We start from the raw sequence: 14,220 nt of genomic DNA, 5'->3' as shown, positions 1-14,220 counted from the left end.
GTATTAAAGATGAAAAAATGGACACTAATGCTTATTTCAGCCGTGATGGTAACTGGTTTGGCGGCATGCGGCTCGAATAACGACACAGAGAAGAATGCGAGCACGGGCAGCAGCAACAAGCCGGCCGAAGAAGGTACGAACGCTCCGGCAGAGAATACGGAGCCGGTGAAGCTGCGGATTTACGCGCAATATGCGGATGACGATACGAAGAAGCCTTACGATTATGCGGTCGCGGAGCTGAAGAAGGAAATGCCGAATGTGGAGCTGGAGCTCGACGTACAGGCGCAAGATGATGGACAGAAGCTCAAGACTTATGCAGCTACAGGCAATCTGCCGGATATTTTCCAAGCGGGTCTGGACATTATCAATACATTGAAGAAATCAGGCAACATTCTCGAGCTTGACCAATATGCCGACAAGTTCGGTTTCAAGGACAAAATGCAGCCGAGCGCGATGAACACGCTCGTCACGGAAGACGGCCACATCTACGCCTTCCCTTATGCCGGCAATGAGCTGGCGCTGATGTTCTACAACAAAGAGCTCTTCGAGAAAAACAACGTAAAGGTTCCTACTACCTACGATGAGCTGATGACGGCGGTAAAAGCGTTCAACGAGAAAGGCATCACGCCGCTCTCCCTATTCGCGAAAGAGAAATGGCCGACAGTAGCCCTGTTCGATATGTTCGCTACTCGCACAGAGCCGGCTGGCATTACGAAGCTGGACAAAGGCGAGGCGAAAGCAAGCGACCCGGCGTTCAAGCAAGCGGCGGAGCAAATCGTCACGCTTGTACGTGCAGGCTTGCTGCCGAAAGGCGCAACGAACCTCAACTACGATCAAGCGGCAGCGCTGTTCCATGAAGGAAAAGCGGCGATGTTCGTCAACGGTCAGTGGGAAATCGATGCTTCGACCAAAGCGCTTGGCGACAAGCTGGCTTACATGTATATCCCGGCAGCAGATGCAGCGGCGTATGAAAGCGCGAAGCTGAACTTCAGCGGCGGCGGCGGTCCCGGCGGCTATGCGGTCAGCTCGGCAACAAAGGATCCTGAGCTTGCGGCGAAAGTAGCGGCGTTCATCGCTGAGAAATATGCGGAGTACAAATACACCGAGCGCGGTACGCCGATCGTGGCAACGAAGGTCGATAAAGCGATCATCAATAAATTCCCGCCAACGATGGAGCAGCTGGCCAAAGATATCCCTAGCATGAAAACAACCTCGTTCGCATGGGGACTGAGCAATCCGAAGTTTAAAGCAGCCATTGAGGATGCATCGCAAAATCTAATGACAGGCAACTATACGGCCGAGCAGTTCGTGCAGGATGTAGACAGTGCAATTGAGGCTTCGAAGTAAGGCAGACGCAAGCATGAAGCATCAGGTTCAAAGCACCGTCCGATAGCGGTGCGGCGCGTAAGCTTAACCGGAAAAACCCATGCCGGCTTCCCGGTATGGGTTTTTCTTCTCTATAGCATTGATTTCATAACAAAGGAAGTGGCGGCATGAGAAAATACCTGGGCAACAAGACGGCAATTCTACTGTTTATTTTACCGGCCCTTTTACTATATACCATCGTTGTGTTCTATCCGGTCGTGCAGGTCTTCTATCGCAGCTTGCTGGATTGGGATGGGTTGACCGAAGGGAAGTTCATCTTCCTCGACAACTATACGCGACTGTTCCATGACCGCATATTCCGAACGTCCGTGTATAACGGCGCGGTGTTCGCGGCCGTCATTGCGGTTGTGCAAATCGTGATCGGCACGCTGCTTGCCTTCGCCGTAGCGGAAATCGCCATGCGCGGCCGTAAATTCGTGCGGATCAGCGTATTTATTCCCGTCGTGCTGTCCATCACGGTAGTGTGCCAGCTGTGGCTTGCGATGTATAACGGCGAGTATGGCTTGCTGAATAAGCTGTTTGAGGCGCTCGGCCTTTCGTACCGCCAGGATTGGCTGACGGATGAGAAGACCGCCATCTTTGCACTCGCAGCCGTTAATGCTTGGCAGTACATGGGGTATCACTTTGCACTGCTGCTGGCGGCGGTCAAATCGGTACCGGAGCATTACATGGAAGCGGCACGGATCGATGGGGCCAACAAGCTGCAGGCCCATGCCCGCATTACGATTCCGCTGCTTTCCGAAACTTATAAATTCTGCTTGGTGCTGGCGCTCACGGGCGGCTTGAATGCTTTTGCAAACATGTTCATTATGACCGGCGGCGGCCCGGGTACGACTACGTATACGCTCACCTACATGATGTATCGCTCGGCGTTCCGGGTGGGCGAGTTTGGTTACGGCAGCGCCTCGGCAGCGTTTCTTGTCATGGAATGTTTGGTCATTACGCTGCTGATTAACCGGCTTATCGCGCGCGATCCCATCGTATACTAGGAAGGAGATGCCATCTATGAGAATGTTCAAACTGAAGCACCCCGTGTCCAATTTGATGATTTGGCTGTACGCCTTGCTCTCTATCTATCCCTTGTTCTGGATGATCGCGTATTCGCTCAAAGACAATAATGAAATCTTCGTCACCAATCCGTTTGGATTTCCGGCGCATTTCCGGTTCGAGAACTATGTGACGGCTTGGAAAAGCTTCAATGTGCCGCAGTACTTTACGAATAGCGTCATCGTATCTATAGCTACCGTCGTCGGAAGTCTATCGCTTGCGGTGCTGTTCGCCTATGCGGTGGCGCGCATGAAATGGCGGCTTAGCGGCGCCGCCAGAGTCTATATGACGATCGGCATGTTTGTGCCGGTGCAGGTCATTATGATTCCGCTCGCGATTCTGATGCGCGATTTTCATCTGGCGAACTCCTACGCGACGCTGATCGTTCCGTATATTGCGTTCAATCTTTCTTTTGCCACTTTGGTATTCTACGGTTTCTTCCGCAGTATTCCGGTTGAGCTCGAAGAATCGGCATGCATCGACGGGGCATCGATCTATCGGGCGTTCTTCAGCATCATGCTGCCGATTATACGGCCGGCGGTTGCGACGATGATTATTTTCGTATTTCTCGCCGCGTGGAATGAATTTCCTATTGCGCTTATACTGATAACTAAAGAGTCTTTGAAAACATTGCCGCTTGGTTTACTCTTCTTCCAAGGTCAATTCACGACAGACTGGGGTGCGATGGGCGCGGCGATGACGATTGCCAGCTTGCCGACATTGCTGATGTATATGCTCTTTAGCGAGCAGGTGGAAAATGCGCTTACGGTCGGTTCGGCGGTTAAGGGGTAACGGTTCCGTTTTCGGATGTACGGTAAAGGAGGAATGAACGGCATGGGCGAATCTTTCTCGGTGGAGCACCGGGCTGCGCGTCTAGAGCGAATGTCATCGGAGCTGCTCGATGTGCTTATCATCGGGGGTGGCATAACCGGGGCCGGGATTGCATGGGATGCGTCGCGGCGCGGTCTTCGGACAGGTCTTGTGGAGATGGGCGATTTTGCGCAAGGTACGAGCAGCCGCTCCACCAAGCTGGTGCATGGCGGGCTGCGGTATTTGAAACAAGGTGAGGTCAAATTGGTTGCGGAGGTAGGTCGCGAACGGGCGCTGCTGCATAAGCATGCGCCTCATGTCGTGACGCCGACGCCGATGCTGATGCCGGTCTATAAAGGCGGCACCTACGGTTATTTGGCTTCTTCCATTGGGTTATATATTTATGACAGACTTGCGGGCGTTAAACGTGCGGAGCGGCGCAAAATGTACCGGCGTGAGCAAACGGAAGCGCTGGAGCCGCTGCTGAAGCGGGAGGGGCTGCGCGGTTCGGGCTACTATTACGAGTATCGGACAGACGATGCGCGGCTCACGCTTGAGGTGATGAAGACGGCTCATCGGCATGGCGCGGAGATTGTGAATTATGCCAAAGTCGAAGAAATGCTGTATCGAGACGGCGTAGTATGCGGCGCTCGAATTGCGGATATGCGAAGCGGCAAGCACTATGACGTTTATGCGCGGAAGATCGTGAATGCGGCAGGGCCTTGGGTCGATCACGTGCGCAGGCTGGACGGCGAGGTAACGGGCAAAAGGCTGCTGCTGACAAAAGGGGTTCATTTGGTCGTGGACAGTAAACGGCTGCCGGTGCAGCAGGCGGTTTACATCGACGTACCGGATGGCCGGATGATCTTCATCATCCCGCGGGACGGCAAAACCTATATCGGGACGACGGATACGTTCTATCACGGCGATCCCGGTTCCGTCGTGACGACGCGCGCCGACCGCGATTATTTGCTCCATGCGGCCAATGCGGCTTTCCCCGAGGCGAAGCTGAAGGCGGCGGATGTGGAGTCCTGCTGGGCAGGAGTTCGGCCGCTCATTCACGAAGATGGAAAGAGCCCTTCGGAAATTTCCCGGAAAGACGAAATGTTCATTTCGGAGAAGGGACTCATTACGATCGCAGGCGGCAAGCTGACAGGCTTCCGCAAAATGGCCGAGAAGGTCGTGGATCTCGTGGCGGATGAGATTAAGCGCGGGACCGGCCGTAAGTTCGGCCGGTGCACGACAGGAGATGAGATGCTCTCCGGCGGCGATTATGGCGGATATCATTCGTTCGACGAGCTGCAAAAGGAACTGCTAAGCCAAGGCTTGAAGCTGGGTGTGCCGCAGGAGGATTTGAAGATCTGGGTTGCGAGGTATGGCAGCAATGCCGCGCAGCTATTGGCGCGTTATGCCGCGCTCAGGGAAGCGGAGAGCGGGAACTCAGGCGTTGCTGCGGGAGCTGCCGGCGGGGTTGCGAGCGCGGGGCTGCCGGGAGCCGGTTCGGCTGGCGTAAGTGCAGGCGCGGGGGCTTCCGTATTGGGGCCGGCGGCCAAAGCGGTAAACGGCCGCATTACGGTATCGGTCGGCTTTACCGGTGCGGCCGGTGCTTCGGCTTCAGGGCAGGCTGCTTCCTCGCCTGCAGGTGCATCTGCTGCTGCGAAATGGGATCGTGCTTTACGGGCGGAGCTCGATTACGCGATCGAGGAAGAGATGACTTGCAGCGCGGTTGATTTCTTGGTGCGGCGGACGAGTATGATTTTATTTGACCGCAAACGGGCGGAAACGCTGGTACAGCCTATCCTCCACTTGATGGGGCAGCGCTTCGGCTGGAATGACGCGCAGTGCAAGGCAGAATTGGCCCGCGTGCAAGCGGAGCTGAAAGCTGTGACGGAATTTCCCGAATTCGTGCAGGAATAGGTTGAAAAGGCTTGTAACGGGGAGCGAAGACGATGGAACGCTATATATTAGCTTTGGACGAGGGGACTACCTCCTGCCGGGCGATCCTGTTCGATGAGCAAGGTCGTGCTGCGGGATCGGCGCAGCAGGAGTTCGCTTCTATATTCCCGCAGGCTGGTTGGGTGGAACAGGATGCGAATGAGATTTGGCGGAAGCAGCTGCAGGTGATGCGCGATGCGGCGGCCGGCGTTGGCGTGGAGCAGATTCGCGCGATCGGGATTACGAATCAGCGCGAAACGCTTGTGGTCTGGGACGCGCAAACCGGTGAGCCGCTTCATCCCGCGATCGTGTGGCAATGCCGCCGGACGAGTGCGCTGTGCGAATCGCTGAAAGCCGATGGCTGGGAGGACGAGGTGCGCGCGCGGACCGGCTTGCTGCTCGATCCGTACTTCTCCGGCACGAAGCTGAAGTGGCTGCTCGATGCGGTGCCTGGTATTCGCGAGCAAGCGGAGCAAGGACGCGCGCTGGCCGGAACGATCGACAGCTGGCTGATCTGGAAGCTGACTGAAGGTGCCGTGCATGCTACGGATGTGTCCAATGCGTCGCGGACGATGCTGTATAACATCCATACGCTGGAATGGGATGCCGACATTTTGGCGAAGCTCGGTATTCCCGCAGCCATGCTGCCCGAGGTGAAGCCGTCCAGCGGCATATTCGGGTATACGCGTTTGCTTGGCGATGCTGCCGGAGGCGGTGCGGCAGGCTCGCAATCGGCAGGGATTCCGATCGCGGGCGTTGCGGGCGACCAACAGGCAGCGCTGTTCGGGCAGGGCTGCTTCGATACCGGCATGGCGAAGAATACGTACGGGACAGGCTGCTTCCTGCTCAAAAACACCGGCGGCGCGCCGGTAGCATCGGCGAAAGGACTGCTCACGACGATTGCATGGCAGATTGACGGCCGCACTACGTACGCGCTCGAAGGCAGCGTGTTCACGGCAGGCTCCGTCATGCAGTGGCTGCGCGACGGGCTCGGTCTGATTGCGCATGCAGCGGACAGCGAAGCGCTGGCCGCTTCGGTCGCGGATACGCTTGGCGTCTACTTCGTGCCGGCGTTTACCGGGCTTGGCACGCCGTATTGGAACGCGGATGCGCGCGGCATGATCACCGGACTTACCCGTGGCGCTACCTCGGCCCATCTGGTGCGCGCGGCGCTCGAGTCGATCGCGTATCAGACGGCGGATGTGCTGAACACGATGACCGAGGAATCGGGGCTGCCGCTGCGGGAGCTGCGCGTCGACGGCGGAGCGGTCGCGAACGGTTTGCTCATGCAGTTCCAAGCCGATCTGCTCGGCGCATCCGTAATTAGACCGGTGCTGCTTGAAACGACCGCGCTCGGCGCCGCGTATTTGGCCGGTCTCGGCGTCGGTTTCTGGAGCGGTATGGATGAGCTGCGCGGATTGTGGGCGCTGGATCGTACCTTCGAGCCGGAGCTGGATGAAGCGTGGCGTGATGACGTGTACGGGGGCTGGAAGAAAGCCGTCGGTTACCAGCTGTAGGCTTGCCTCAGCCGCAGCTCGGCTGCTTCAGGCATCAAAAGAAAGACGGCGCAGAGATTAGCGCCGTCTTTCTTTTGTTAAGCGAGCCGAACTAAAAGCGGCTAATTTTTCCGGATGTCGCCCGTATTCGTAATGATACATTTCACTTTGATTTCCGGAATGAGCTGGGGGTAATACGTTTCGCGCCATTGCTTGAGCTTGGAGAAGGCCAGCTTGTTCCGGAAATATTCGCCCGTCCCCAGCGAATCCGCTTTGCTGGCTTGCAGCTTCTTGAATAATTGCTTGTACCGGACCTCCATTGCCTCCGATAACGCGTTTTCGATTTGCTGCTCGGTCATGTTGCCGTTGTTCTCAAGCAGATGCAGCGACAGCTTCAAGCGCATGTTCAGCACGGGCTTTCCGTCCCTCCAAGACGTGCGAAGGCGGTTATCGCAATTGACGATGGACACGCTGGCTTGATGGGCGGTTTCGACTACCGAGCCTTGGAACAGCTCGTCGTATAAGTTCACCAGCAGCGATTGCTCCTGCGAAATTTCGCCTACCATTTTTTCCTTCGACATGATGGCCGAGCCAACGAATTCCATCATGGTCGATTTGCCCGACTGCAGAATCGGAATCGTGACATCCTGCGTATCCGAGTGGATGGCGCCGAAGGTTTGCCAGAGATAGGCAAGATTGATTTCGGGGCTCCAGCCGGCGTTCTTATTGAAAAAATTCATTAAGGCGCTTCCGTCGGTCTGGATGGATTTTCCGGTATGATTGAGAAATTGCTCGATATTTTGCGAGGTGATGGCTACAAGCGCTTTCGTCGGCATATGCTGGCTTCGTATCATATAAGCCATTTCGTCCCGGATGCCGTCTATGGCCACTTTGCGATCGAACAAAACCAGCTGCAGATGCATGAAGTCGATGCCGGCTTCGATGTTGGTATCGATTTGGGTCAGCGCCTTGCTGATTGTGTCGGCCTCTTCGTAATGCACCTTGGAAATGAGCTTTCGGCCATACGGAAGCGGAACTTGAATAAAAACCCGATATTTCTTTGCCTCCCCGTAAGAGATGCCCATAACGATAGGGAGCATGCGATGGTTGACATCCTTGATGTCCCAGCAGGCGGTTAAGGAAAGCATGCAAAGGAGCAGCAAAACAGCTGTACGTGCCCGGCGCATCATTCACTCAAAACCCGCTTTCGCTCCTGAGCGGCAATAGATCTTCCCCGTAAGAAGACGGCGGTCGGAATGACCGCGTAAATCAACAGGCGGAACCACGTATCCGCGGCAAAGACGCGGATATAATCGTTCCAGCTTGGAATGATGAAGCTGATCAAGAAGACAATGAGGCTAAGGCAAATCCGGATGTAGGTCTCGCGCCAAGCCGGAATAATCTTGCGAATCAGGAGCGCGGAAGACCACATAGAGAACGAGCTGAGCGTCATGACGAATGCAAGCAGCGCAACGGCGTAAAACAGCGAAATCCGGTTGAACACCGTCCATGTAATGTTAACGGAGTCGAAGCTGGTCATGAGCGGGAAGTTCATAATCTTCGCCGCATTAAGGTCATAAATAACGATCGGAATATACAGGACGACAACGTGCAGCAACGAAATTAAGATAAAGCTGATTAAGATCGGCCTTATCTTCACCTTGCATACGGGAGGCAGCATGCCTAGAAGCAGGAACGGGCAGATCGAGAACAGCGTTATTAAAAAGGTGCTGTTGGACAAAAAGTCCATGCTTGGGTTGATAAGCGGGTAAACGCGCACGAATTTGGCATTCTGAAAGCATGCGAATACGGCGAATAACAGCACGGGAAAGTTGATTAACGTGAGCAGGGTGCTGGCTCTCATAATGCCCTGCGGTCCGATGGAAGCCCCGAAGAACATAAGCAGGCAGAGCACAGCCAAGATGACGTGAAGCGGTGAGCGCGCGATGAACACGATAATCATCAGTTCGGCAAAATAACGCAGCGCCAAAATCGGAATAAGCAAGATAAAACCTGCCAGCGGCACGATCAGTGCGGCGCTAATCCATTTGCCAAGGGGCAAAAACAGGTCGGCGTAATCTTTGTTCCCCGCTTTGCGGAACCCGAGCAGAAGTAGCAGAAGCAGAAACAGTTCGATCCCCATGCTCAAGCATACGGGCTCCCAATGGCCGTATTCGGTCGTTTCCAGCATCGAACGCGTAAAGGCGGCAAACAGGATGCTGCAGTGGGCGGCTATAAAGAATATAGGAGCAGTCATAGTGGCGACCCATCGATGCATCAATTGCGACACTTCTTTCTTAGAGTCATTGTTCTCGCTTCTTTCGCGGAGAGAAAATCCATGAACGGAACGCCGAACCGCTGCAGGCTGCACGCGTAGTAGCAGATGGCGATAAAGGCGACGAATAAGCCGAAGATCCCGAATACGCCGGAAAGGATGACGACGCCTGACCGCAGCATCCGCACGATCAGCGTATTCAAGTAGTTTGGAAAAGCAAAATGAGCCGTCACCGAGGCGGCAAGCACGATGATGACGAGATTGCTGACGAGCTTGGCGTCGACGATGGCCTGACCGAGGATAATGCCGCCGATCAAGCAGTTCGTCGATGCGATGGTTTTGGGCAGACGCTGCGTCGCTTCGATGATGATTTCGCTGATTATTAGAAGCAGCAGCATCTCCAGAAACGTCGGCAGCGGTATGCCGATCCGGCTCTCGGCGATGGAAAGGGCGAGCTCGATCCGCAGCGTCTCGGGATTAACGGATACAAGAGCCACATACAGCCCCGGTATCAGCAGCGCGACCAGAATGCTGAGCAAGCGCAAGCCGCGCAGGAGCAGCATGATGGGTATAGGGAATTGCCTGTCCCATTCCAAGGCAATGAAATCACTGAATATCAAGGGAAGCACGTACGCGGTCGGCTCGCCGTCGATCAGCAGAAGGACTCTGCCCTGCATCATGGACGCGACGGCTTGTCCGGGCAGCTCCGTTTTATGATAAGGAGATAACAAATGATAGCGGCTTTGGCCGAAGATGCGGATGAGGTCCTGTCCGTTCCGGACGTCTTGCTTCGAAGCCTTCTTCAAGGCGTTCTTGACGGTTTCGAGCAAATCCCGATCCACGTCCTCCGACAGATACACCAAGGCAGCTTGCTTCTGAGCCACGCCATGGAAGTGAAGAATCTCGATCTGGAGCTCGGTTGAATCGATCGTTCTGCGCAGAATGCCCATGTTGGTGGTTAAGGGCTCCATGAAGGCGATCGCTGATGAGAAGGGGAGGAACTCGTTTTCCGCTTTATCAATCGCGCGATCGAGCTGCTTGAGCTTGCCTTGAAAACTGAATGCGCGATTTGCCGTCGCATCGATCAAGACGACCTTCCCTTGCAGCAAAAGATCCATAGTGGCCGGTGTCCAAGCTTGCCCTAATAAGCGCGCGCAGATTTCCTCGAAGCCGGAATCCGCGCCGATGCCGCAGTTCGAGATAAACGAAATGGTTTCCTCCCAGCTTACAAGGGATTCGTAGCCGGCGATCCACAGTGTGATCGATCCCACTTGGAGCTGATCGATTCTTAAGTCGTGCTGGGTTTTTGTTTGCTTTTTCAGCGTTTCGACATAGGCTTCCATTGCTACACCTCTCGAAGTATTTTTTTCCAAGCGGAGGAAAATTATGCACCGGGTCGAATGTATTACGGCATATGCAGCTATCAAAGGAGGAACAATCCGTGGAACGTTCGATACCGCAGCTTCTGGTCAGTCTTGATGGCAATGAAATCGATTCGGCAGGGGAATGGATGGAGCGGCGCAGGCCCGAGCTGCTTGAGCTATTCGCTGAGCATGTTTACGGCAGGCAGCCGGTGAGTCGGCCGCAATGGATGATCTTCGCCGTTGCTGCGCAAGAGCCGTGTTTTAATGGCAGGGCCGTCCGCAAGAAGATCGATATTCATTTTGTAGGGGATGGCGAAGGAGAAAGCGGCGGCCAAGGTCGGATTCGCTTAACCTTGTATGTTCCTGCCGATACGGGTGAGGCTGAGAAGAAGCGGTGGCCCGCGTTTCTGCTCCTTGATCACGGCAGGCTGTCGGCGGTGCGGGAAGGGGAATCGCCTTCCACGCCTTTCTGGCCGGTGGAGCAAATTATCGACAGCGGGTATGGCACGGCGATGATTGCCGCCGAGGACATCGATCCCGACGAGCATGACGGCTTCCGCAACGGGGTTCATGGGTTGTTTGATCCGAATGATCGGCCTCGCGATGGGGATGCATGGGGCACGATCTCCGCATGGGCGTGGGGGCTTAGCCGCGCCATGGACTATTTGGAGACAGACCCGGACGTCGATTCGGCCCGGGTTGCCGTCATCGGCCATTCCCGCGGGGGCAAAACCGCGCTCTGGGCCGGCGCGCTCGACGAGCGCTTCGCCATGGTCGTCAGCAATGAGTCGGGCTGTACCGGCGCGGCTATTTCGAGAGGGAAGGCCGGGGAGCGGGTTCATCAGATCAATACCGCGTTCCCGCACTGGTTCGCGGATAATTACAAGCGTTATAACGAGCGTGAAGAAGAGCTGCCGGTTGACCAGCACATGCTGCTCGCTATGATTGCACCGCGGCTGTTGTATGTATCAAGCGCCGCGGAGGATGAGTGGGCCGATCCGGCTTCGGAGTATTTGTCCCTTCAGCTGGCTGAGCCTGCTTACCGGCTGCATGGCTTGGGCGGCTTGGCAGCCGCGCCGTTTCCGGAGCTGGATACGCCGCTTCATGCCGAGCGCTGCGGGTACCATATCCGGGCAGGGCGGCATGATTTGAACGAAGTGGATTGGACCTATGTGCTTGCTTTTGCAGAGGGGCGTTTGTAACGCGAATAGACCCGTAGGAGACGGATGCGCACGGTGTGCGCAGCGGCGCTTACGGGTCTTTTATCGATTATGCCTACAGCTTAATCCGGATTACATTCCAAGAAGCTTTACCAAGCGCGGCTTGGACCGTGCTGCCTTCGACAATGGCGCTGCCTTGCGAATGAGGCGACACGCGGTTCGGCGAATCAAGCGTGTTGGCTGCCTTCAAGTCATCGCTCTCCATGACGATATGCTCCAGAATGCGGAAGGTTCCGAAGCTGCGCAGATCGATTTCGAGCGGCAGCGCTTCGCTTAAGTGGCGGTTCACCGCGAATACCGTAACTTCGCCGGCTTCGGCATTGTGTACAGCCACGGCGTCAAGGTACGGAACGTCGGTGTAATCTTTGGCGTCGTACTTCGGCGATTGGATCAGCGGAACGAGCACCGTGCCGCGTCCGAATACGCTGGCGTGCATGTAAGGATAGTAAATCGTTTGCTTCCAAGCGCCGCCGCCGTTTGCTGTCATGATCGGGGCGATGACGTTGACGAGCTGTGCGAGGCAGGCCATTTTGACGCGGTCGGCTCGCTTCAGCATACTGATCAGCATGCTGCCGACCAGCAGGGCGTCCTCGTGATTATAGACGTCCTCCAGCTGGGGCGGCGCGACGGACCATGGCTCGATCCGGGAATCGGCCTCATTGGAATGGTACCAAACGTTCCACTCGTCAAAGGAGAGGTTCATCCGCTTCTTGCTGCGTTTCGTCGCCTGGACATAGTCGCAGGTGGAGATAACCGTGTTGATAAAAGAGTCCATGCCCATCGATTGCGCCAGGAAGTTGGACGTATCCTTGTCCCGGTTGCCGTAGTACTGGTGCAAGGAAATATAGTCGACCTCGTTGTAGCAAAGGTCGAGCACGGTGCGCTCCCATTCTGGGAACGTCGCCATCGTGAGATTCGAGCTGCCGCAGGCAACCAGTTCGATCGAAGGATCGACCCACTTCATTACCTTCGCGCTCTCGGCAGCGATTCGGCCGTATTCAGCCGCGGTCTTCGCGCCGATCTGCCACGGTCCGTCCATTTCGTTGCCCAGGCACCAGGTCTTGATTTGGTGAGGCTGTTTGTAGCCGTGCGAAATACGAAGATCGCTTAATTGTGTACCGGACGGATGGTTGGCGTACTCGACCAGCTGACGGGCTTCATTCGGCCCGCGCGTACCGAGATTGATGGCCATCATGGGCGCGGTGTTCGCCTTGCGGCACCAATCGACGAATTCATTCAGGCCGAACAAATTCGGTTCGATCGTCCGCCAAGCCAGCTCCAGCCGTTTCGGGCGAAGCTCCGCCGGGCCGACGCCGTCCTCCCAGTTATAGCCGGAAACGAAGTTGCCGCCCGGATAACGGACGATCGGCACGTCTATCCCTTTGACCAACTCCAGCACATCGCCGCGGAATCCTTGCTCATCGGCGCTCGGATGTCCGGGCTCGTAGATGCCTCCGTAAACGGCCCGGCCCAGATGCTCGACAAAAGAACCGAAAACCCGCTTATCCACCTCGCCAATCGTAAAATCCTTTTCGATAATCATTTTTGCTTTCAGCGACATGCGATGTTTCACCTCTGCATTCATGAAATTGGATTAATAAAAACATTAATAAGTTAATAATATAATGATTGCTATATCGCTAATTAAACCTTAACCTGGGCTTACAGCGCAAGCTTTTCTTTTGACGTAAATTGAATTAATATATTTGTTAATTGAAGGATGGGAAGGGAATCGTGAATCGAATGATACGGGCAAATTTGGACCGCAAATGGCTGCCGCTGTATGAGGCGCTGGCGAGCGAGGTGAGGCTGCATATTCTGGAGCTGCTGTCGGTGCAGCCGATGAATATTAAGGAGCTGGCCGCGGCGCTCGGGCTGAGCAGTGCGATCGTGACGATGCATGCGAGAAAGCTGGAAGCGGGCGGCTTAATCGACACGATGCTGGTAAGGCGAGGGGGCGGCACGCATAAGATCTGTTCGCTAGCTGCAGGGCATGTGGAGATTCTGATCCCTAAAACGGCTGAGCCGAAACGGGAGTTTCATGAAGTATCGATCCCGGTCGGCCATTATACCGGCTTCGAGATTCATCCGACGTGCGGACTGGCGACTTCGGAGCATATCATTGGGCAATATGACGATCCGCGCTTTTTCATGGAGCCGGAACGCATGCATGCGCAAATCCTCTGGTTCGGCAAAGGGTATGTGGAGTACCGCATCCCCAATTATGTGCTCCAGGGGCAGACGCTGGAGGAAATTGAGATTTCGCTAGAAATCGGCTCGGAGGCGCCGGGCGTTCGAGCGGACTGGCCTTCGGATATTCATTTTTATTTGAATGACACGCTGCTTGGCGTATGGACCAGCCCCGGCGACTCCGGCGAGGGACGAGGCAAGCTGACGCCGGCTTGGTGGACCGTCAACCAATATGGCTGGCTCAAAATCATCCGCGTAACAAGCAGCGGCACCTACCTCGACGGCCAGCGCTTGTCGGACGTAAAGCTGCAGGATATTGTCAGAACGCGCAATGATTGGCTGCTCCGATTGGCGGTACCCGAAGAGGCCGAGCATGTCGGCGGTTTGACCATCTACGGCGAGGGCTTCGGTAACTACAATCAATCGATCGTATTTCGAACCTACCGCAGTTTGGGGCAATGAATTAGGGTGTTAAGCAGCTGGATAATGAGGGTGAA

11 protein-coding genes are annotated in these 14,220 nt (G+C 55.5%); 7 read left to right on the top strand and 4 right to left on the bottom strand.

What is annotated here, in order from left to right; all coding sequences use genetic code 11:
• Nucleotides 1-9: 9 nt before the first annotated feature.
• The 5 genes from I8J30_RS27090 (at nucleotide 10) to glpK (ending at nucleotide 6,695) form a co-directional block, all read left to right on the top strand.
• Nucleotides 10-1,347, top strand: coding sequence for an ABC transporter substrate-binding protein (locus tag I8J30_RS27090; RefSeq protein ID WP_210663482.1), 1,338 nt, complete (start codon nucleotides 10-12; stop codon nucleotides 1,345-1,347).
• Between the two features lie 146 nt (nucleotides 1,348-1,493).
• The gene (locus I8J30_RS27085) at nucleotides 1,494-2,375 is read left to right on the top strand and encodes a carbohydrate ABC transporter permease (RefSeq protein WP_091224230.1); all 882 of its coding nucleotides are present in this window, start codon (nucleotides 1,494-1,496) and stop codon (nucleotides 2,373-2,375) included.
• 16 nt (nucleotides 2,376-2,391) lie between these two features.
• Nucleotides 2,392-3,225 carry a carbohydrate ABC transporter permease gene (locus I8J30_RS27080; protein ID WP_240548416.1) on the top strand — a complete coding sequence of 278 codons (834 nt, stop codon included), beginning with the start codon at nucleotides 2,392-2,394 and terminating at the stop codon, nucleotides 3,223-3,225.
• Between the two features lie 42 nt (nucleotides 3,226-3,267).
• Nucleotides 3,268-5,160: a glycerol-3-phosphate dehydrogenase/oxidase gene (locus I8J30_RS27075; RefSeq protein WP_210663480.1), complete on the top strand. Its 1,893-nt coding sequence runs from the start codon at nucleotides 3,268-3,270 to the stop codon at nucleotides 5,158-5,160.
• A 32-nt stretch (nucleotides 5,161-5,192) separates the two neighbouring features.
• Nucleotides 5,193-6,695: a glycerol kinase GlpK gene (gene glpK / locus I8J30_RS27070; protein ID WP_210663478.1), complete on the top strand. Its 1,503-nt coding sequence runs from the start codon at nucleotides 5,193-5,195 to the stop codon at nucleotides 6,693-6,695.
• A 101-nt stretch (nucleotides 6,696-6,796) separates the two neighbouring features.
• On the opposite strand, the gene I8J30_RS27065 is transcribed toward glpK, so the two are convergent.
• Genes I8J30_RS27065 through I8J30_RS27055 form a run of 3 tightly spaced genes read right to left on the bottom strand, consistent with a single transcriptional unit; the run spans nucleotide 6,797 to nucleotide 10,292 of the window.
• Entirely contained in the window at nucleotides 6,797-7,864 is a 1,068-nt protein-coding gene (locus tag I8J30_RS27065) for a Ger(x)C family spore germination protein (protein WP_210663476.1), read from the bottom strand.
• Nucleotides 7,861-8,952, bottom strand: a complete 1,092-nt coding sequence (locus I8J30_RS27060) for a GerAB/ArcD/ProY family transporter (protein WP_240548420.1) — start codon at nucleotides 8,950-8,952, stop codon at nucleotides 7,861-7,863. The genes I8J30_RS27065 and I8J30_RS27060 overlap by 4 nt, the downstream gene beginning before the upstream one ends.
• Nucleotides 8,952-10,292, bottom strand: a complete 1,341-nt coding sequence (locus tag I8J30_RS27055; RefSeq protein ID WP_210663472.1) for a spore germination protein — start codon at nucleotides 10,290-10,292, stop codon at nucleotides 8,952-8,954. The genes I8J30_RS27060 and I8J30_RS27055 overlap by 1 nt, the downstream gene beginning before the upstream one ends.
• Nucleotides 10,293-10,390: 98 nt before the next feature.
• Here I8J30_RS27055 and I8J30_RS27050 point away from each other — a divergent pair, with 98 nt between their 5' ends.
• A complete protein-coding gene (locus I8J30_RS27050) occupies nucleotides 10,391-11,515 on the top strand; it encodes a glucuronyl esterase domain-containing protein (RefSeq protein ID WP_338044963.1) in 1,125 nt (374 codons plus the stop codon).
• Nucleotides 11,516-11,588: 73 nt separating this feature from the next.
• On the opposite strand, the gene arfA is transcribed toward I8J30_RS27050, so the two are convergent.
• Nucleotides 11,589-13,094: an arabinosylfuranosidase ArfA gene (gene arfA / locus I8J30_RS27045; protein WP_210663468.1), complete on the bottom strand. Its 1,506-nt coding sequence runs from the start codon at nucleotides 13,092-13,094 to the stop codon at nucleotides 11,589-11,591.
• 182 nt (nucleotides 13,095-13,276) lie between these two features.
• On the opposite strand from arfA, the gene I8J30_RS27040 reads away from it, so the two are divergent.
• On the top strand, nucleotides 13,277-14,185 hold the full coding sequence (locus I8J30_RS27040; RefSeq protein WP_210663567.1) for an ArsR/SmtB family transcription factor: 909 nt from the start codon (nucleotides 13,277-13,279) through the stop codon (nucleotides 14,183-14,185).
• The last annotated feature ends 35 nt before the right edge of the window (nucleotides 14,186-14,220 follow it).

This window comes from Paenibacillus lignilyticus, assembly GCF_017942085.1.
GTDB lineage: Bacteria > Bacillota > Bacilli > Paenibacillales > Paenibacillaceae > Paenibacillus_Z > Paenibacillus_Z lignilyticus.
This window is presented reverse-complemented; position numbering and strand designations above follow the sequence as displayed.

What these genes read in the sequence shown, in the direction of transcription:
- I8J30_RS27090 (WP_210663482.1), top strand. Translation starts at nt 10, where the DNA reads ATGAAAAAATGGACACTAATGCTTATTTCAGCCGTGATGGTAACTGGT.
- I8J30_RS27085 (WP_091224230.1), top strand. Translation starts at nt 1,494, where the DNA reads ATGAGAAAATACCTGGGCAACAAGACGGCAATTCTACTGTTTATTTTA.
- I8J30_RS27080 (WP_240548416.1), top strand. Translation starts at nt 2,392, where the DNA reads ATGAGAATGTTCAAACTGAAGCACCCCGTGTCCAATTTGATGATTTGG.
- I8J30_RS27075 (WP_210663480.1), top strand. Translation starts at nt 3,268, where the DNA reads ATGGGCGAATCTTTCTCGGTGGAGCACCGGGCTGCGCGTCTAGAGCGA.
- glpK (WP_210663478.1), top strand. Translation starts at nt 5,193, where the DNA reads ATGGAACGCTATATATTAGCTTTGGACGAGGGGACTACCTCCTGCCGG.
- I8J30_RS27065 (WP_210663476.1), bottom strand. Translation starts at nt 7,864, where the DNA reads ATGATGCGCCGGGCACGTACAGCTGTTTTGCTGCTCCTTTGCATGCTT.
- I8J30_RS27060 (WP_240548420.1), bottom strand. Translation starts at nt 8,952, where the DNA reads ATGCATCGATGGGTCGCCACTATGACTGCTCCTATATTCTTTATAGCC.
- I8J30_RS27055 (WP_210663472.1), bottom strand. Translation starts at nt 10,292, where the DNA reads ATGGAAGCCTATGTCGAAACGCTGAAAAAGCAAACAAAAACCCAGCAC.
- arfA (WP_210663468.1), bottom strand. Translation starts at nt 13,094, where the DNA reads ATGTCGCTGAAAGCAAAAATGATTATCGAAAAGGATTTTACGATTGGC.
- I8J30_RS27040 (WP_210663567.1), top strand. Translation starts at nt 13,277, where the DNA reads ATGATACGGGCAAATTTGGACCGCAAATGGCTGCCGCTGTATGAGGCG.